The sequence below is a fragment of the Nocardia sp. NPDC050630 genome (assembly GCF_044457245.1).
GTDB lineage: Bacteria > Actinomycetota > Actinomycetes > Mycobacteriales > Mycobacteriaceae > Nocardia.
On the sequence record NZ_JBITGN010000013.1, the window covers coordinates 132,734 to 152,092 of the forward strand.

The 19,359-nt window shown below is 63.9% G+C and carries 16 protein-coding genes; 12 read left to right on the forward strand and 4 right to left on the reverse strand.

The features are described 5' to 3' along the window. Nucleotides 1-223 precede the first annotated feature (223 nt). Entirely contained in the window at nt 224-2,821 is a 2,598-nt protein-coding gene (locus tag ACIBG0_RS28535; RefSeq protein ID WP_397036440.1) for an N-acetylmuramoyl-L-alanine amidase, read from the forward strand. Here the strand turns inward: ACIBG0_RS28535 and ACIBG0_RS28540 are convergent. From ACIBG0_RS28540 to ACIBG0_RS28550, 3 genes are all read right to left on the reverse strand, one after another. After that, nucleotides 2,752-3,012: a hypothetical protein gene (locus tag ACIBG0_RS28540; RefSeq protein ID WP_397036442.1), complete on the reverse strand. Its 261-nt coding sequence runs from the start codon at nt 3,010-3,012 to the stop codon at nt 2,752-2,754. The two genes, ACIBG0_RS28535 and ACIBG0_RS28540, sit on opposite strands and share 70 nt — an antisense overlap. A 39-nt stretch (nt 3,013-3,051) precedes the next feature. Beyond that, the gene (locus ACIBG0_RS28545; RefSeq protein WP_397036630.1) at nt 3,052-3,852 is read right to left on the reverse strand and encodes an HAD family hydrolase; all 801 of its coding nucleotides are present in this window, start codon (nt 3,850-3,852) and stop codon (nt 3,052-3,054) included. A 74-nt stretch (nt 3,853-3,926) separates the two neighbouring features. Next, complete coding sequence (locus tag ACIBG0_RS28550; protein ID WP_397036443.1) at nt 3,927-5,066, reverse strand: hypothetical protein; 1,140 nt, start codon at nt 5,064-5,066, stop codon at nt 3,927-3,929. A 160-nt stretch (nt 5,067-5,226) separates the two neighbouring features. On the opposite strand from ACIBG0_RS28550, the gene ACIBG0_RS28555 reads away from it, so the two are divergent. The 9 genes from ACIBG0_RS28555 (at nt 5,227) to ACIBG0_RS28595 (ending at nt 16,738) form a co-directional block, all read left to right on the forward strand. Beyond that, nucleotides 5,227-6,204, forward strand: coding sequence for an ABC transporter permease (locus ACIBG0_RS28555; protein ID WP_364349416.1), 978 nt, complete (start codon nt 5,227-5,229; stop codon nt 6,202-6,204). 73 nt (nt 6,205-6,277) lie between these two features. Continuing rightward, nucleotides 6,278-7,219 (forward strand): ABC transporter permease, encoded by a 942-nt coding sequence (locus tag ACIBG0_RS28560; protein WP_397036445.1) that lies wholly within the window; start codon nt 6,278-6,280, stop codon nt 7,217-7,219. Then, nucleotides 7,216-9,084, forward strand: coding sequence for a dipeptide ABC transporter ATP-binding protein (locus ACIBG0_RS28565; RefSeq protein WP_397036446.1), 1,869 nt, complete (start codon nt 7,216-7,218; stop codon nt 9,082-9,084). The genes ACIBG0_RS28560 and ACIBG0_RS28565 overlap by 4 nt, the downstream gene beginning before the upstream one ends. A gap of 12 nt (nt 9,085-9,096) precedes the next feature. Beyond that, complete coding sequence (locus tag ACIBG0_RS28570; RefSeq protein WP_397036448.1) at nt 9,097-10,785, forward strand: ABC transporter family substrate-binding protein; 1,689 nt, start codon at nt 9,097-9,099, stop codon at nt 10,783-10,785. Then, the gene (locus ACIBG0_RS28575; protein ID WP_397036449.1) at nt 10,782-12,467 is read left to right on the forward strand and encodes an ABC transporter family substrate-binding protein; all 1,686 of its coding nucleotides are present in this window, start codon (nt 10,782-10,784) and stop codon (nt 12,465-12,467) included. Before ACIBG0_RS28570 ends, ACIBG0_RS28575 begins: the two co-directional genes overlap by 4 nt. After that, a complete protein-coding gene (locus ACIBG0_RS28580) occupies nt 12,464-14,131 on the forward strand; it encodes an ABC transporter family substrate-binding protein (RefSeq protein WP_397036451.1) in 1,668 nt (555 codons plus the stop codon). The genes ACIBG0_RS28575 and ACIBG0_RS28580 overlap by 4 nt, the downstream gene beginning before the upstream one ends. Next, nucleotides 14,128-14,937 carry a hypothetical protein gene (locus ACIBG0_RS28585; RefSeq protein WP_397036452.1) on the forward strand — a complete coding sequence of 270 codons (810 nt, stop codon included), beginning with the start codon at nt 14,128-14,130 and terminating at the stop codon, nt 14,935-14,937. The genes ACIBG0_RS28580 and ACIBG0_RS28585 overlap by 4 nt, the downstream gene beginning before the upstream one ends. Nucleotides 14,938-15,195: 258 nt before the next feature. Beyond that, entirely contained in the window at nt 15,196-15,933 is a 738-nt protein-coding gene (locus ACIBG0_RS28590; RefSeq protein WP_397036453.1) for a FadR/GntR family transcriptional regulator, read from the forward strand. A 109-nt stretch (nt 15,934-16,042) separates the two neighbouring features. Next, nucleotides 16,043-16,738: a sterol desaturase family protein gene (locus tag ACIBG0_RS28595; RefSeq protein WP_397036454.1), complete on the forward strand. Its 696-nt coding sequence runs from the start codon at nt 16,043-16,045 to the stop codon at nt 16,736-16,738. Nucleotides 16,739-16,854: 116 nt separating this feature from the next. On the opposite strand, the gene ACIBG0_RS28600 is transcribed toward ACIBG0_RS28595, so the two are convergent. Beyond that, entirely contained in the window at nt 16,855-17,412 is a 558-nt protein-coding gene (locus tag ACIBG0_RS28600) for a TetR/AcrR family transcriptional regulator (RefSeq protein WP_397036456.1), read from the reverse strand. Between the two features lie 118 nt (nt 17,413-17,530). On the opposite strand from ACIBG0_RS28600, the gene ACIBG0_RS28605 reads away from it, so the two are divergent. Both ACIBG0_RS28605 and ACIBG0_RS28610 read left to right on the forward strand, forming a co-directional pair. Then, complete coding sequence (locus tag ACIBG0_RS28605; RefSeq protein ID WP_397036458.1) at nt 17,531-18,286, forward strand: carboxymuconolactone decarboxylase family protein; 756 nt, start codon at nt 17,531-17,533, stop codon at nt 18,284-18,286. A 158-nt stretch (nt 18,287-18,444) separates the two neighbouring features. Continuing rightward, nucleotides 18,445-19,344, forward strand: coding sequence for a hypothetical protein (locus ACIBG0_RS28610; protein ID WP_397036460.1), 900 nt, complete (start codon nt 18,445-18,447; stop codon nt 19,342-19,344). Nucleotides 19,345-19,359 lie beyond the last annotated feature (15 nt).

Sequence of the window (19,359 nt, forward strand, 5' to 3'; positions counted from 1 at the left end):
CTTCGCATCCGTTCACTCCCACGGTTTTCCAGGGCCTGGTCGGTTCCGCCTGTCGGCATGTCGTTCCATACGGCGGCAAATCGAGAGCTACATTCGAGCAATCACAATAATTCTCAACCAGAGGTTTAGGTGTGTGACATTTGTAAACTAGTGTGATCGTTGATGCATCAGGAAGCAACCCTGACATTCATGCAGATGATCGCTCGGTTCGACCTGATTGGAGATGCTCGTGCCGTACCGCAAACCGAAACGTTCCTACGTACTCCCGGTTGTCACCACACTTGCGGTAGCGGCCCCGCTCGCGAGCTTCACGCTGAGCGACTCGACCGATTACCGCCCGACAACCGGTAGCGAGCTCACCGCAATCCCCGCGCAATTGGCCGAGGTGGTCCTCACCACGGTCCCCGACATCACCCTCCCGCTGCGCGAACTCACCGGTCTCGACCTGCCCGATCTGCATCTTTCGGATCTACGCATGCTGCCGATTCCAGAATCAATTCCGGTTCCCCAAGGTTTGCCGCTGCCGCCCGGCGTCGAGCTACCGAAGGAAATTCCCCTACCCCAGCTCGATTCCGAACAGAACACACCGAGCCCATCGGTTCCCGGACAATACGTTCCCGGGCACTCCCTACCTGGCCGAACAGTTCCGATCCAACCACTACCGGGCCAAGCACTGCCCGGCCAGACGGTTCCGGGCCAGAACAGCCCCACCCAATCACTTCCGGGCCAAACCGTCCCAGGACAGGGCGCCCCCGCCCAGTCGATTCCCGGCCAAGCACTCCCACAGGGCGCGCCCACCCAATCACTTCCCGACCAAACACTCCCACAGGGCGCCCCCGCCCAATCACTTCCCGACCAAACACTCCCACAGGGCGCACACACCCAATCACTTCCCGACCCAAGCACCCACAGCCAGTCACTCCCTGGCCAGTCACTCGGCCAAGCAATCCCAGGCCAATCGCTTCCCAGCCAAACCACGCCAGGTGAATCGACACCCGCCCAGACCATCCCGGGTCAATTGACACCCAGCCAGACCATCCCGGGCCAATCGTCACCCGCCCGGGCCATCCCAGCTCAGGCCTCCTCCCCCACTGAGGGCACCACTGGTCAAGCGCCCCAAGGCCTTTCCACAGCTGCCGCTTTCATCGCCGATCCCGCCCAGCTCGAGCCCGACGTCACACCCGACACACCGGCACTGGCGCCCGGCGCCGTCCCACCGGAACTCCTCACCCAGGTCGGCGCGCAGGTCAAGGAGCTCAGCCGCGAGACCCCGTTCAGTGTGGTCGCCTTGACCGCGCATGATCTGGTGAACACCAAGGCGTTGGTTCGGGCCCGCCAGTCCGACGGCAGCTGGGGTCCCTGGTACGACACCGAAGCCGTCGACACCCGTCGCAACGATCGGGCGACGGGCGGCACGACCGGCACCGAACCGATCTATGTCGGCAATACCAACTCCGTGCAGATCCTGGTGACCCGCAAGCCTGCCGTGACGACTGTGCCTCATCCCCCGGTCGCGGGTGACGCCGAGGGCGCCGTGCCGATGCTGCCCACCCCGGCGGCCGGGCGTTCGGATGATCCGGCCCAGACCTCCGCCACACTGACGGCCGTGCTGATCGATCCGGGTCGCGGTGCGATCGACGGCGCGCTAAACAGCGTCGCCGCGGCGCTGCCCGGCGGTGGACCCAATGTCATCACCCGATCCCAGTGGGGCGCGGACGAATCCATCCGCTGCGAGGAACCCACCTACGACGACCAGCTCGGCGGGCTCACCGTGCACCACACCGCGGGCCGCAACGACTACACCCCCGCCGAATCGGCGGGCATTGTCCGCGCGATCTACACCTATCACGCAAAAACGTTGGGCTGGTGCGATATCGGCTACAACGCACTGGTCGACAAGTACGGCCAGATCTTCGAGGGCCGCTTCGGCGGACTGGATCGTCCGGTGCAGGGCGCGCACGCGGGTGGATTCAATGAGAACACCGCTGGCGTCGCGCTGATGGGCAACTATGAGTCCGAGGAACCGTCGGACGAGGCGATCAATGCGATCGGCCGGTTCATCGGGTGGCGGTCCAAGATCGCGGGCCTGGATCCCAAGGGCTACACCACGATGTATTCCGAGGGCACCGAATTCACCTCCTATGCAGAGGGTGAGGCGGTTCGGTTGCCGGTGGTGTTCGCACACCGCGACGTCGGCAATACCAGCTGCCCAGGTGACTCCGCCTACGCCGATATGGACCGCATTCGGGATATCGCGGCGGGCATATCGACGCCGTCCGGCACCGCCACCAAGCCGCAGCAGCAGACACAGACGCCGACAACCCAGCAGCCCCAAATGCGGACCGCCCCGCAAACCCAGTCCGATATCGCCACGCTGGCCGCACTCACGGCCAAGTTGCTCGGCATGGTGAATCAGAACCCGATCGCCAAGCACTGGGCCGATAAGGGCGGTCCGGACGGTCCGCTCGGCGCGGCAGCCTCGGAGCCGATGCCCGCCGCGCAGGGGCAGCAGTACGCGAAGTTCGTCAACGGGTACGTCTATACCGGACCGAATGGTCAGACATTCGAGGTGTTGGGCGCGATCCTGGATCGCTTCCTCGCCCTCGGCGGGGATGCCGGAGTCCTGGGGCTGCCGACTAGCAACAGCTACGCGGTACCGAATGGACTGCGCACCGACTTCCAGTACGGGTCACTGGTTCTCAACCAACTGACCGGCATCGTCACCAGCGTCTGGAAGACCTACAACGACACCTACGAGCAGCAGGTCAACCGCAACTCGGTCGGCCAAGTCGCGGCACCGGCTCCCGCACCGGCGAGCTGACACAGACGATCGCCGGTCATGTAGTGGGAGACCAGCAGACCGTATTCGTCGCGCTCGATGCCGTGTTCGGCGAGGTAGCGGGCCTGCTCCTCGCTGCGGTGCTCGATCGGTGACAGGGCGCGCTGATGGTGGTGCGCCTTGGGCTGCACTGGTAGAGCATTCAGTGCCCCCTCGGCGGGAGGTACGCGCACCGCACGTTGCGGAAATCCTTGGGATACAGCGGCTTCGGTTCAGACCCACCAGCGCTCGAGTACCTGCGCAACGCCGTCTTCGTTGTTCGCCGCCGTGACCTCATCCGCGGCAGCGAGCGCCTCTGGATGCGCGTTGGCCATCGCGACGCCGTGGCCGACCATGGTGAGCATCGGAACATCGTTGGGCATATCGCCGAAGGCGATGATCGCGGAATGTTCGACACCGAGGCGTTGGGCGACGATGGCCAGGCCGGAAGCCTTGGTGACGCCGGGTGCGGAGACTTCGATCAGCCCGTGGTCGGTCGAGTAGGTGATATCGGCGCGGTCGCCGATCAGAGGAGCGAGGACCGCGCGCATATCGGCGCTGAGGGTGCCGCGTAGTCGAACCAGCATTTTGATCGCGGGCGCATCGATGACCTCTTCGCGGGAGACCTCGGTGTCATCCGGATTAAGCCAGGCGTGTTCGTATTCCGGCGAACTCACGAATTGCGGCGTCACCGCGTCATGCGCGCTGGCGCCGACACGTTCGGCCGCGAGGCCGCAGCCGGGCAGTGCGCGTTCGGCCAGGTCGGCGATCCAGGCGAGAGTGTCCACGTCCAGGGTCCGGCTGGTGAGCACCCGATCGGCGGCGCTGTCGTAGATCACCGCACCGTTGCCGCAGACGCACAGCGGCGCATAACCCAGCCCTTCGACAACCGGATCGATCCAGCGTGGCGGCCGTCCGGTGGCGAGCACGAACGGCACCCCATCGGTGATCAGGGCGGCAACGGCCGCCTTGGTTCGCGCGGTGACCCGCTCGTCGTGATCGATGAGGGTGCCGTCCACGTCGGTGGCAACCATCTTCGGCTTGGGCAGGTGCAGGCGCGTCACCTATTCCATCCTGCCGGAAGACCATATCGGCGAGGTCGCGGCTATCACTGCGACGGCGGTCGCCGCCACGGGGAGTCCTCGGCCTGCGACGTCGGGTCGGACTGCCGTTTCAACAGATCTGGGGCTGGAGAATCCGGCGCTGCCTGCGGATTCGCTCCTCGTTGCGGCTGCGGGCCGGCCTGATCGGTACCTGGATGCCCCGGTTGGGGATTCAGCTGCGCAGCGGGATCTTCAGCTGAAGGACCGTCTTGCGGATTGGTCGACGGTGGATAGAGCGTCGGGCCGGACGGATACTCGGCCGGTGGCATGGCAGGTGTGGACGGATACGCGGACGGTGGCACCCCCGGTCCAGGTTGATACCCAACCGAAGGCACCCCTGGTCCGGACGGATACGCGGACGGTGGCACCCCCGGTCCAGATTGATACCCAACCGAAGGCACCCCTGGTCCGGACGGATACGCGGACGGTGGCACCTCCGGTTCAGGTTGATAGCCAGCCGACGACACCCCCGGTCCAGACGGATATCCAGCCGACGACACCCCCGGCCCAGACGGATACGCGGACGGTGGCACCCCCGGTCCGGACGGATATCCAGCCGACGGCACCCCACGTCCAGACGAATACCTCGCGGGCGGCGAGCCAGGTACGTACGGGTACGTGGCAACAGGTGCGGCCACCGGGCTGTAATTGAGCCAGCGCGTTGTCGCGGGCACGAGCGCTAGCACCGCGGTCGCGATCGGGAAGATCAGCCCGAACAGCCCACCGATACCCCCGCCGATCTCGGCCGCGCTACCGCCCGAGGTGGTGTAGTGCAGGGTGACCGTGTACCCAGCGATACCGGCGACGATCACCACCGCACATCCGGCCACCACGAGCACCCGACCGAGCGGCCGCCTGGTGAACATCATGACCGCGCCGACGCCGAGTAGGAATGCCGAGATCACGGCGATCGAACCGGTCACCAGCAGGTAGGTCCTGAACCAGCTCTGCGCGAACAAGCCGGTCGAGTCGTACTCCGCGAGATCGCCGCCCAGGTCGGTCAAGCCGAGCACGATATTGAAACCGCCGCCTAGCAATTGGCCAGCACTACCGACACTGGCCAGCACCCCGGCCGTGATCGCGGTGCCACCACCGGGCGTGGGTGCCGGAACCGATGGATAAGGCTCATATTGCGGATAACTCATGAAGTCCCTCGGAGAGCGCCGAAAAAGCCTGGACGCACCGGTCTCGTCAGAATAGAGGACATGCCGATCTCACGCGTGTCACACACGGTCGCACGCACGTCCTTATGATCAGGGACTAATACTCGATGCTGGCCCGACCAGCCGTATGACCAGAGGACTGATGACCGGCTTCCTGCTACGACGCGCGTTCAATTATGTCGTGCTGTTGCTGCTGGCTTCGTTCCTGACGTTCAGTCTGGCGTCGCTGACGTTCACGCCGCTGGACAGTCTCGAACAGCGCAATCCACGTCCGCCCCAGGCGGTGATCGATGCCAAGGCCGAACAGCTGCATCTCAACGAGCCGATCCCACAGCGCTATATCAGCTGGCTGAAGGGTATTCCGCAGGGCGACTTCGGCCAGACGCTGGCCGGGCAGCCGGTCAGTGAGGAGCTGCCGCGCCGGGTCCTGGTGAGTCTGCGGCTGCTGATCATCGGTTCGATCGTCGGTACGGTGCTCGGGGTTCTGATCGGTGCGGCCGGGGCGATCCGGCAATACAAATTCAGTGATTACTTCACCACGGTCGTGTCCCTGCTGGTACTGAGCACGCCGGTGTTCCTGCTCGCCACCTTATTGAAATACGGTGCGCTGGAAGTTAATACGCTCACCGGCTCGCAGATCTTCCTCTATACCGGCGAAACATCGGCGAACAAGATCAACGGCTTCTTCCCGCAGTTGCTCGACCGGCTCCAGCATCTGGTGCTGCCGACGGCCGGTCTGGCACTGGGCGCGATGGCCGGTTACAGCCGCTATCAGCGCAATGCCATGCTCGACGTGCTGCAGAGCGATTTCATCCGCACCGCCCGCGCCAAGGGTTTGACCCGCAACAAGGCGCTGTACAAACACGGCCTGCGGACCGCACTGATCCCGATGGCGACGCTGTTCGCCTACAGCCTCGGCGGATTGATCACCGGCGCGACGTTCACCGAGAAGATCTTCGGCTGGCACGGCGTCGGCGAATGGCTGGTCAATTCGATCAATGCCCAGGACCTCTACGTTGTCGTCACGGTGACGGCATTCGCCGGTCTTGTCGTGCTGGTGTCGGGTCTGCTCTCCGATATCGTGTACGCGATTCTCGACCCCAGGGTGCGTGTGTCGTGAGTGAGCGCAGCGAACGAACCATCAACACAGCACCGTCCGGCGTGACGGAACCGAGCGCTAGCGAGGCGCGGTCATGACGGAAGCCGAGATCATTGTCCAAGGTGCGCCGGAGGCCGCGGCCGCCTCCGGTCGGCGCAGGCTGGTACTGCGGCGCTTCCTGCGCAATAAGTCCGCCGTCGCGGGCGTGCTCATGCTACTGATCCTGGTGCTGGTCGCCTATGTGCTGCCGTACTTCTGGACCTGGGACTATCAGCAACTCGACGGCACGGCGCTGCGTAAACCGCCGTCGGCCGAGCACCCCTTCGGTACCGATGCCATCGGGCACGATGTGCTCGCCCAGACCCTTCGTGGCATGCAGAAATCGCTGATCATCGGCTTCTGCGTCGCCATCATCAGCACCACCATCGCGGCACTGACCGGTTCGATCGCCGGACTCATCGGCGGTTTCACCGATCGGGCCATCATGTGGCTGGTCGATCTGCTGCTGGTGGTACCGAGCTTCATCATCGTTGCCCTCTTCGCACCGAAGACCAAGGGCAGCGGATCCATCCTGCTGCTGATCCTGCTGCTGAGCGTCTTCGGCTGGATGATCAGCGCTCGCATTGTGCGCGGGTTGACCATGAGCCTGCGCGAACGCGAATTCGTCAAGGCGGCACGGTATATGGGCGCGCCGACCAAGACGGTGATCCTGAGCCATATCCTGCCGAATATCGCATCGATCCTGATCATCGACACAACGCTGTCGGTGGGCGCATCGATCATGGCCGAAACCGGTTTGAGCTTCCTCGGATTCGGTGTGCAGTCGCCGGATGTGTCACTCGGCACGCTCATCGCCTCGGGCACCGCATCGGCGCTCACTTTCCCCTGGCTGTTCATGTTCGCCGGTGGACTGCTGATCGTCATCGTGCTCTCGGCGAATCTGGTCGGTGACGGTTTGCGCGACGCATTCGACCCCAGTGCCAAACGGGCTCGCTCACGCAAGAAGGCCGGGTCGGAAAAGAAGGTAGCGGCATGACGGGCGATATCGTCGCCATCGAGAAGAACTCCACCGCACCGCTGTTGGAGGTCTCCGATCTTCGGGTTTCCTTCCCCAGCGAAGAGGGCCGCATCGATGCGGTGCGAGGGGTGAACTACACCGTCTCCGATGGTGAAGTGCTCGCGATCGTCGGTGAATCCGGATCGGGTAAGTCGGTCTCCTCGCTCGCGGTGATCGGATTGCTGCCGGAGCAGGCGCGGATCAACGGTTCCATCCGGTTGCGCGGGCGCGAACTGCTCGGGCTGGGCGATCGCCAATTGTCCAAGCTGCGTGGACGTTCCATCAGCATGGTGTTCCAGGACCCACTTTCGGCGCTGACGCCGGTGTACCGGGTCGGCGATCAGGTCGCCGAAGCACTACTGGCGCATACGGATATGACCAGCCGAGCCGCCTCCGCACGGGCCGTGGAACTGCTGGATCTGGTCGGCATTCCGGAGCCGGCGTTGCGCGCCAAGGCATTTCCGCACGAATTCTCCGGCGGGATGCGTCAGCGGGTGGTCATCGCCATGGCCATTGCCAATGATCCCGCGCTGATCATCTGCGATGAGCCGACCACCGCACTCGATGTGACGGTGCAGAAGCAGATCCTGAATCTGCTGCGCAAGGCGCGCGATATCACCGGCGCCGGTGTCATCATGATCACCCACGATATGGGTATCGCGGCCACGCTCGCCGATCGAGTCGCGGTGATGTACGCCGGGAAGATCGTTGAAACCGCCCCGGCGGCAGAACTTTTCGCCGCGCCACGGATGCCGTATACGGTCGGCCTGCTCGGTTCGATTCCGCGCATGGACGGCCCGCCCCGCGGTCCGCTGATCCCGATCGTCGGCGCACCCCCGGCCATGCACGCGCTGCCGCCGGGTTGCTCGTTCGCGCCGCGCTGCCCGATAGCGATCGATGACTGCCGTGCGGCCGAGCCGCCATTGGAGAAGACCGGCCCCGGCCATTCGGCCGCCTGCATCCGGACCGCCGAAGTCACCTCCGCCGATCTGTTCGAGGCCTACCGTCAGGAGATCTCGGAACCGAGCGCCGAAGCTGATACCGATGAGCGTGTGGTGCTGCGGGTTTCGGATCTGGTGAAGACCTATCCGATCACCTCCGGTGTGGTGTTCAAGCGCCGCAAGGGTGAGGTCCGCGCCGTCGACGGCATCAGCTTCGAGGTGCGTGCCGGGCGCACATTGGCGCTGGTCGGCGAGTCCGGATCCGGAAAATCCACCACACTCACCCAGATTCTCGAACTGGTGAAGCCGCAAGCGGGCACCATCGAGATCATGGGCAGCGATATCGCGACCGTGACCAAGGCGCGCAAGCGGGAGATCCGCCGGAAGATGCAGATCGTCTTCCAAGATCCGACGGCCGCACTCGACCCGCGGCTGCCGATCTTCGACGTGCTCGCCGAACCGATGCGCATCGATGGCCGTCCCCGGACCGAAATCGCCAAGCGGATACCGCAATTGCTCGAACAGGTGGGACTGCGGCCCGAACACGCCGACCGCTACCCCGCCGACTTCTCCGGCGGCCAGAAGCAACGCATCAGCATTGCCCGCGCGCTGGCCCTGGATCCGGAGATTCTCGTACTCGACGAACCGGTGTCGTCACTGGATGTGTCGATCCAGGCGGGCGTGCTGAATCTGCTGCGCAACCTGCAGACCGAGCACGGTCTGTCTTATCTGTTCGTCTCGCATGATCTTTCGGTGGTGCGCAATCTGGCCCACGACATCGCGGTCATGTATCGCGGGAAGATCGTCGAGGCCGGGCCCGCCGAACAGATCTTCGACCGTCCGAGCAACGACTACACCCGCGCGTTGATCGATGCGGTCCCGGTGCCTGTCGTCAGCCGATAGAGGGAGAGCGCGATGCGATCGAGAACCCGAACCAAGGGGACGGCACCGGTTGCCGCGCTGGCTTTGATCGTATTGGGTCTGATCACGGCGGGCTGTGGCTCGGGCGGCGATTCGACGGCGGGGCTGTCGGATACGCTCGGCACCACCAACGACATCAACCCCATGCACGTCGACGATATCCGCGACGGCGGAAATCTGCGCCTGGCGGCCACGACGTATCCGGCCAACTGGAACACCCTGTCCAATGACGGCAACGACAGCGAGATAGCCGATATCGAACGGCCGCTGATGCCGCGCGCGTTCGATACCAACGCGGCGGGCGAATTGTCCATCAACAAGGACTTTTTCACCGACGTCGCGCTGACCGGCACCAATCCGCAGCAGGTCACGTACACGATCAATCCGAAGGCCGTCTGGTCCGACGGCAATCCGATCACGTGGGAAGACATCAAATCCGAGGCCAATGCGCTCAGCGGTAGGGACAAGCGGTTCCTGATCGCCATCACCAACGGTTTCGAATTCGTGGACAAAGTGGAGCGCGGCGTCGACGATCGCCAGGCCGTGCTGACCTTCAGCCGCCCCTACGCCGAATGGCGCGGCCAGTTCGCGGGCAATGCCGCGCTGTTCCCGAAATCCGTTACCGCCGATCCGGATTCATTCAACAAGAGCCTGGCCGATGCGATGGGACCGAGCGCCGGACCGTTCCAGGTTGTCGCCACCGACCGGTCGCAGGGCCGAATCGTGCTGGGCCGCAATCCGAAATGGTGGGGAGACAAGCCCAAACTCGACACCATTACCTACAGCGTGCTCGACCACTCGGCCTGGACGACCGCGCTGCAGAACAACGAACTCGACATGGTGCAGTTGACCACGGTCGACGACGTCCAGACGGTACGCAATACCGGCGGTCTGGTGGTGCGCCGCGCACCGGGTAATCGTTGGCGCCACATCACCTTCAATGGCGCGCCGGGGTCCATCCTGTCCGATGCCAAGGTGCGCGTTGCCATTTCGAAGGCCATCGATCGGCAGGCGATCGTCACCGCGATTCAGAACGGGCTGGTGGAGAATCCGAAGCCGCTGAACAATCACATCTTCCTGCAGGGTCAGGCGGGCTATCAGGACAATAGCCCCGGTTTCGATCCGACCGCCGCGGCGCGCGAACTCGACGAGGCGGGGTGGAAGCTCAATGGCGATGTGCGGGAGAAGGACGGGCGCAAGCTCGTCATCCGCGATGTCATGTACAACGATCCGACCTGGGTGCAGATCGCTCAGATCATCCAACAGAATCTCGCCCGAATCGGAGTTGGCCTGACCATCGACACCAGGCCCGGCGCCGGGTATTTCACCGATGTCATACACCCCGGTGATTTCGATGCCGCCCAGTTCATCTGGGTGGGTGATGCGTTCGCGTTCAGCAGTATTCGACAGACGTACTACTACGACCCGAACGACCTGCAGGGCAATTACGCCCGCATCGGCTCACCGGAACTCAATGCCCTGATCGATCGCACCCTGTCGGAGCTGGATCCGGCGAAGGCGCTCGAGCTGGCCAATGAAGTGGATCGCAAGGTGTTCGAGGAGGGTCATTCGCTGCCATTGATGCAGAGCGACGGCAGCTTCGGCGTCCGCGCGAATCTCGCCAATATCGGTTCCCCCGGCCTCGCCTCCTACGACTACACCAAGATCGGATTCGTGAAATGACAACAGCACGCATCTCCCGGCAGCGCCGGGTGGGAATTCGGATCGCGGCACCCGCCGTCGCCATCGCGCTGATTCTGTCCGGGTGCGGGTCGGGCGATGACGTGACGGCGGGTTCCAGCTCGATCGGCACGGCCAATGACATCAATCCGAAGGACACCAGCGAATTGCGCGACGGCGGGAATCTGCGGCTGGCGCTGACGAACTTCCCGGCGACCTTCAATGCATCCCACGTCGACTCCGACGGTGAGGTTTCCGATCTGGTGGGGTGGGCGTTGCCGGGTTCGGTCAAATCCGATGCGGCGGGCAGTATCACCACCGACACCAACTATTTCACCGAGATCAAACTCACCAATACGAATCCGCAGACCATTGTCTACACGATCAATCCCAAGGCGGTCTGGACCGATGGGACTCCGATCACCTGGGAAGATCTGAAATCCCAGGCCGAAGCGCTCAGTGGGCGCAACCCAGCCTTCCAGGTAGCGGCAACGCAGGGCTACGCCCAGATCGGCACGATCGAACGCGGTGTCGACGACCGGCAGGCGATCGTCACCATGGCCCAGCACTATGCGGAATGGCAGGGCATCTTCAGCACGGTCTACCCCAAGGCCTCGACCGCGACCCCGCAGGCCTTCGACGACGTCGACCGCAACGGTCTGCCGGTTTCGGCGGGGCCGTTCATGATCACCTCGATCGATAAGGCGCAGCAGCGAATCGTATTGAGCCGCAATCCGAAATGGTGGGGCGATACGCCGAAGCTGGATACGGTCACCTATAGCGTGCTCGACTACTCGGCCCGGCTGAACGCGCTGCAGAACAACGAACTGGATTCGGCGTCGGTCTCGGGTATCGATGAGGTCAAGACCGCTTCGAACGCGCCCGGCATCAAGGTGCGCCGCGCGCCCGCGCCGCGGTTCTCGCACTTCACCTTCAATGGCGCGCCCGGCTCGATCCTCGCGGATCCGAAGCTGCGCGTTGCCATTTCGAAGGGTATCGATCGGCAGGCCATCGCGACCTCATCCCAACAGGGCGTCGTGGTCGATCCCAAGCCGCTCGACAACCACATCTTCATGGTCGGTCAGAAGGGGTACCAGGACAATGCGGCAGCGGTAGCCTACAACCCCGACCAAGCCGCCAAAGAACTCGATGACCTGGGGTGGAAGCTCAACGGTGATGTCCGCGAAAAGGACGGCCGCAAGCTGGAAATCCGCGATGTGATGTACCAGCAGGAGAGCTGGGTGCAGATGGCCCAGATCGCTCAGCAGAATCTGGCCAAGATCGGCGTCAAGCTGATCATCCAGACCTACCCGGGCAATGGACTTTTCACCGATGTGGTCGATCCGGGCAACTTCGACATCGTCCAGTTCACCTGGAGCGGTGGCATCCTTCCGCTCGGTGCGCTGCCGCAGATCTACGCCTTCGACCCGGCGAATACGTTGAGCAATAAAGGCAAGATCGGCTCGCCCGAACTGAATGCGCTGATCGAGCGGACAATCGCTGAACTCGATCCCGATAAGGCCATCGAGCTGGCGAACGAGTGCGACAAGATGATCTTCGAGGAGGGCTTCTCGCTGCCCATCGTGCAGTCCGCGGGCACCGTCGCGGTGCGCGAGGGGCTGGCCAATTACGGCGCCTTCGGCCTCGCATCGGCGGATTACACGAAGGTCGGGTTCGAGAAATGAGATTCGCAACCGCGGTGGCAGTGCCGGTTGTCGCGCTCGGTCTGATCGCGACCGGTTGTTCCGACAACAGCATCACTCCGGGCACGGTGGATATCGGTAGCACCAATGACATCAATCCGAAGGATCGCGGCGAACTGCGCGACGGCGGGAATCTGCGGCTGGCCATTACCAACTTCCCGGAGAACTTCAACTACCTGCATATCGACGGCACCACCGACACCACGGCCTCGGTGATCAATCCGACGATGCCGTCGCCTTGGGTGAGCAATGCCGCGGGGGAACTCACCGTCGATCACAATTACTTCACCGACATCAAGCTGACGAATACCAGTCCGCAGCAGGTCACCTACACGATCAACCCGAAGGCCGTATGGTCCGACGGCAGCCCGATCACCTGGGAGGACCTGCGATCGGAGGCGGCCGCGCTCAGCGGTAAGGATCCCGGTTTCCTCATCTCCTCACCCAGCGGCTTCGACCGGGTCGAGAAGGTCGAACGAGGTGAGGACGACCGGCAGGCGATCGTCACCTTCAATAAGCCGTATGCCGAATGGCAGGGTCAATTCAGCCCGCTGTATCCGAAGTCTGTCACCGCTACTCCGGATGCTTTCAGCAACGCCGATCACGACGCTCTCCCGGTCAGCTCGGGTCCGTTCATACTCACCGGCATCGATCGCGCGCAGAACCGGATCACGTTGGGCCGCAATCCGAAATGGTGGGGCGAGACCCCGAAGCTGGACACCATCACGCTCAGCGTGCTCGACGATTCCGCGGTGCTGCCCGGCATCCAGAACAACGAGATCGACTATGCCTATATGTCCGGCATCGAGAATGTGACCGGCGCGCGGAACTCGAAGAACGTGGTGGTGCGGCGCACGCCCGAGCCCAGTTGGTCGCACCTGACCTTCAACGGCGGCAAAGGCGCCCTACTCGAAGATCCGCAACTGCGCATTGCCATTTCGAAGGCGATCGATCGGCAGGCACTGGTGACCGCCGCCCAAAACGGTGTCGTCGAAAATCCGACGCCGCTGAACAACCACATCTATCTGAAAGGCCAGAAAGGTTACCAGGACAATTCGGCGCCCATCGCGTACGACCCGGCTGAGGCGGCGCGGATGCTCGACTCGCTTGGATGGAAGCTCAATGGCGATGTCCGCGAAAAGGACGGCCGAAAGCTGGAACTGCGCGATGTGATGTACCAGCAGGAGGCCTGGGTGCAGACGGCGCAGATCGTGCAGCAGAACCTGGCGAAGGTCGGGGTGAAGCTGACCATCCAAACCGTACCCGGCCAAGGGTTGTTCAAAGATGTGATCGATCCGGGGAACTTCGACATCGCCCAATTCAGCTGGGGCGGTAGCGTGCTACCGCTGGGTGTGCTGCCGCAGGTCTACGCATATGACCCGAACAACCCCAACAGTCAGGGCAGCAATAAGGCCCGCATCGGCTCCCCCGAACTGAACGCGCTGATCGAACAGACCATTGCCGAACTCGACCCGGCGAAGGCCATCGAATTGGCGAACAAATGCGACCAGATGATCTTCGCCGAGGGCTATTCGGTGCCACTGCAGCAGGCCTCGGGCACCTATGCGGTACGCGATAACCTCGCCAACTACGGTGCCTTCGGGCTCGCCTCGCCCGACTACACCAAAGTCGGCTTTCTGAAGTGAAATTCGGACCGGGCCATCCGCTGGCCTATCCGGTCTCCGTGACGATCGGCGCCCTGGTTGTCTGTTTGGCCTGGGCGCCGTTCGGCGACTTGGATCAAGTTGCGGCATTGGCGACGGTTGCGCTGGGCATTGTGGGCTATACGAGTTTTCAGCTCGCTACGGCGTTGGGCATGCTGCCGAATGGCTTGGCGGACATCGGTCCACGCCGAACGGATTCATCTCGCGGCGATGGCGATGGCGGCTCGCACCTCGATGCCAGTAGCGGCACAGGCGGCAGCACCGGAAGCTCAGGTAGCAGCGCGGATCGCGAGGGGGCAAGCCGCAGCAGCGACCGTAGCGATGCCGCGCGCACCGTGGAGATCAAGCGAGTGCGACAGCAGCATCGGCTCGTCAGCCGTAGCTGGCTCGAGATCACCGAAAACTATCGAACTCGCTGGTTGCCAGTATTTTTCGACTCGACGCTGCTCGGCATGACCGAGTCCGAGGCAGCGGTGACCGACCGATCCGTCGACACCACCAAACTGCACTTCTACCCATCCGGAAAGGCTCGCAGTTCCGAACCGCCCGGCCGCTTGATCGACAACCCATCCCGTCCCGATCCCGATGCTCCGATCCTCGCCACCGACTCGGCTCGGATTCGTCGCCGCCTACTGCTCGACGCCCAATCCACCGTCGCCGCTCCCTTCGTAGGCCTCATGTGGGTCTACGTATCCGCAGGTGGCTTCATTGCCTTCCTCGCTGCCACCTCGGTAGCCGCCGCCACCGCCATCTGGCTCGCCGCCATTCGCGGGTCGGACCCCAGTTGATCTCCCCCGGGCCGCCGAGAGTCGAGGCCACGTCAGGGAATACACACCGATTGCACGCCCGATCAGGCTCGGCATTGTTCGCGGGTCCGGCCCCAACTGAGGCCGGGACCGCGACAGTCTGGCCGCATCGGGATCCACGCGGACGGTGTCGAGCGCGTTGCTGTGCAGCGGAATTGCGAACTCAACATCGCCAGATCAGCGGATCCGAACTGGTCTGACCACTTGACCTCCTGACCTATTTGGCGGAGAGTGGAGGATATGGCGTTGCAACCTGTAATCAAGCGGTCGGTGTCGGGCGATGTATTCGAGCAGATCGCGGCGGATGTACTCAGTGGCGAGCTGGCACCCGGCGCGACGCTCCCCAGTGAGCGGCAGTTGGCGGAGGCATTGGGCGTTTCGCGGCCCGCGGTACGCGAGGCACTGCAACGGCTGGCGGCGGCCGGACTGGTGGCCGTGCGGCAAGGGGATGCGACCACCGTGCTCGATTACCGGCGCGGGGCCGGGCTCGAGGTGCTACCGCGGCTGCTGATTCAGGCCGGTGAGCTGGAACCGAAAGTGGCGCGCAGCATTCTGGAGGCCCGGCTGCACAATGGGCCCAAGGTGGCCGAACTCGCGGCGATCCGGCTCGGCGAAACCGAGTCCGCCACCGTGCGCGCCGCCCTGGATCGCACCGTCGAAGCGCTTGCCGCCGAACAGGATCCGATCGCAGCGCAACGGCATGCGATGGAGTTCTGGGATCACGTCGTCGACGCCGCCGACTCCATCGTCTTCCGGCTGATGTTCAACATGTTGCGCGCCGCCTATGAACCCGCGCTCGCGGCGCTGGCTCCGATCATGTCCGCCGAGGTGGGCAATGTCGAGGCCTATCGGAACCTGGCCACCGCCATCGAGGCCGGTGCGCCGGAACAAGCCATGAGCACCGCTCGGGCGCTGCTCGAACCGGCGACTACGGCGCTGATCGAAGTATTGGAGGGCACCGAAAACAGCGATCGCTGACGGCGTACGCGATTCGGTCAGGCAATCCCGGATCACCCGCAGCGGATCGGAATATCGCTCGGTGCGCCACCGAATGGACAGCACCGACTGGCTCCATCGAGGAAAGACCATGACGAAACCTCAGTCACCCAGCAATGAAACCCGCGAACGTCAGGATGGTCGGCCTCTGCGCCGCGGCCTCACGCTGGCCGCCGCCTTCCGCGAATTCATCCGGCACCCCTCGCCCTGGTTGATCGGCACCACCCTGGTGGCGGCGCTGGTCGCCCGAATCATCATGGGCGACTGGCAACTGAGCGATGCGCTGGTACCCGCTGTCATGCTCGCGGTCTTTCCGATCTTCGAATGGATCGTGCACGTCACGGTATTGCATTGGCGGCCCCGGCAACTCGGTCCGATTCCGATCGATAGCGAACTGGCGCGCAAGCACCGTGAGCACCACGTGGATCCGCGCGATATCCCACTGATCTTCATCCCGACCAAGACGCTGTCGGTACTGGTCGTTGTCCTGATCGCGATCGCGACCCTGGCCTTCCCCCGGATCGGCCTTGGCTTGACGTTCCTGTTGATGATCACCGCCCTCGGCCTCGCCTACGAATGGACGCACTATCTGATCCACACCGACTACAAGCCGAAAGGCTCACTCTACCGGGCGGTTTGGCGCAATCACCGCCACCACCACTACAAGAATGAGCACTACTGGTTCACCGTGACCACCTCCGGCACCGCCGACCGTCTACTCGGCACCTACCCGGATCCGGCAACCACCGAAACCTCCCCTACCGCCCGCCATCTCCACTCCGCCTGACCAGCTGAGGGCTACGCAGATCGCGTGCGTTCGCAGGAGTACCTACAGACTTCCGGACGGAGCCGAGGTGTCTGCGGCACACTACCCAAAGCTCGCCCAAGCGACAGGTAGCGAGGTCAGGTCGCCGCGAGCAGACGGTGCGCGATGGTGCGAGCACGGTCGGCCGCGGCTGGGGAGTTCTCGCGTACAGCCGTGACTATCGCGCCATCCACGAGCAGCGCGAATTCGGCGGCCAACTCCTCGGCATCGGATCGGCCTGCGGCGGTGAGCAGTTCGGCGAGATATTCGACCACGCGCCGCTTGTGTCGATCAGCCGCTCGATGGGCCGCCGAGCCCGGATCAGCCACTTCGACCATGGTGTTGATGAAGGCGCAGCCGCGGAAGTCGTTGCGGGCGAAGCGTTCCGAGAGCGCGTCGAAGACCGCGAGCGGACGGTCCGCCGGATCGCTCGCCTTCCCTTCGACGGACTCGCGTAGCCACGCCAACCAGCGCCGATCTCGGTCCTCGAGTACGGCGACGACCAGGTCGTCCTTGCTCGCGAAGTGGCGATAGAAGGATGCGCGGCCGACTCCGGACTCCTGGAGCAGGCGGTCTACGCCGACCGCCCTGATGCCCTCGGCGTAGAAGAGCTCCTCGGCGGTGGTGAGTAACCGCTGCCTGGCCTGTGTTGCCATGACTTCACCGTACCGGACGGAACTGATCGGTACCATCCTTCTTGACATGTTCGGAACTGATCAGTACCGTCTCAATTCGGTACCGATCAGTACCATCACGTTCGAACTTGGAGTCACGATGTCTCGGCTACCGCTTGTATCGACCGAAACCGCCGACACCGAGCAGGCCGACCTGCTCACCGAGGTGCAGCGCCAACTGGGCCGGGTTCCGAACCTCTACGCCGCGATGGCGAATAGCCCCGCGACACTGCGCGGATACCTGAACATGCGCGACGCACTGACCCGCGGCAAGCTCTCCGCGCGCATCCGCGAACAACTGGCCCTGCTGGTAGCGAGTGAAAACGGTTGCGATTACTGCGTTGCCGCGCACAGCATGCGAGCGGGCCGAATGGGCTTCACCGAGGAAGCCATCGCGGCAACCCGCGAGGCGCACGCCGATGATCCGCACGCGGATGCGGTGCTGCAGGTCGCGCGCGAGGTGTTGCGGTCGCGCGGCCGCATCGGCGATCACGTCATCAGCTCGGCCCGTGAGCGCGGCGTCAGCGATGCCGAGTTGAGCGAGGCGGTCGGCCACATCGCGCTGAATATCTTGTCGAACTACTTCAACCACGTCGCCGAGCCGGAACTGGACTTCCCGCCAGCCACACCAACGAAAGGCGCCATGATGAGCACGAAATGGCGTAAGGCCACCAAAGTCGCCTTGGTCGAGGGATATGCACTGCTCGACCGGGATGGACAGCCGGTGCGTGCGATCGATGATGTCGAGGTTTCGATCGAGGGTGGATTCCTGCACGTCAAGGTTGGGGAGTCGGCCGAGGTGCAGGTGGTTTCGGCGCCTGCGGTGGCTCTGGTCACTTACCGCCCAGAAGCCTGAGCATCGTCAGCCCCGAGCCCGGCCCGGTTTACCGGACCGGGCTCTCGTCATATCGGCATACCCTCACCCCGTACTCGCTTGACAATGTACCCTAGGGGGGTATGGTAGAGCCCAGTTCGACGGGACGGCCCGCCGAATGATCCGAACGGAGCCTCCTGATGAACGCAGCAAGCAAGTTCACCGGCTTCACCCTCGGTCTCGCGGCGGTCTTCGGGATCGCACTGGCCGTCGGTGCGACGCTCGGCCCGCAACCCTCCGAGTCCGCGCACGACTCGAAGGGACATGAGGCCATGGGCGAAGAGTTGCCCGCGGGACTCATGGCCAGCGAAAACGGCTACACCCTGCGCTTGGACACCCCGCAGACCACCGCTACGCCGAATGCCGCGCTACGGTTTCGCATCCTGAATCGCAACGGCGCACCCGTCACCAGCTACGTCCGCAGCCACGACAAGGATCTGCACCTCATCGTGGTCCGCCGCGATATGGCCGCCTTCCAGCACGTGCATCCGGTGCTCGACCAGGCCGGAACCTGGAGCGTTCCGCTGGACCTCACCCGGGCCGGTGATTATCGCGTTTTCGCCGACTTCACACCCGATGGCGGTAAGAACCTGACGCTGGGTGCCGATCTGCGGGTCGCGGGCAACTACGACGCGCAGGCACTGCCCGCACCATCGACAACCGCGCAGGTCGGTGCGTACACCATAGCGCTGAACGGCACGGTCACGCCGGGCCAGGCCTCGAAGGTCGTGCTCTCGGTCAGTCGCGATGGCAAACCGGTTACCGATCTGCAGCCCTACCTCGGTGCCTACGGTCACCTCGTGGCACTGCGCGCCGCCGACCTCGCCTACCTGCACGTCCATCCGGAGGGCAGCCCCGGCGATGGTGTGACCCCAGCCGGACCAGGCATTACCTTCTACGTCGACGCCCCGAGCGCGGGCGAATACCGACTCTTCCTCGATTTCCAGCACGAAGGCGTGGTTCGCACCGCCGAATTCACCCTGTCGGCCGCCGGTTCCGCACCCGTCCCAGCGGCGGAACCTGCCGGACACGGCCACTGATCACTACCCCGAGTC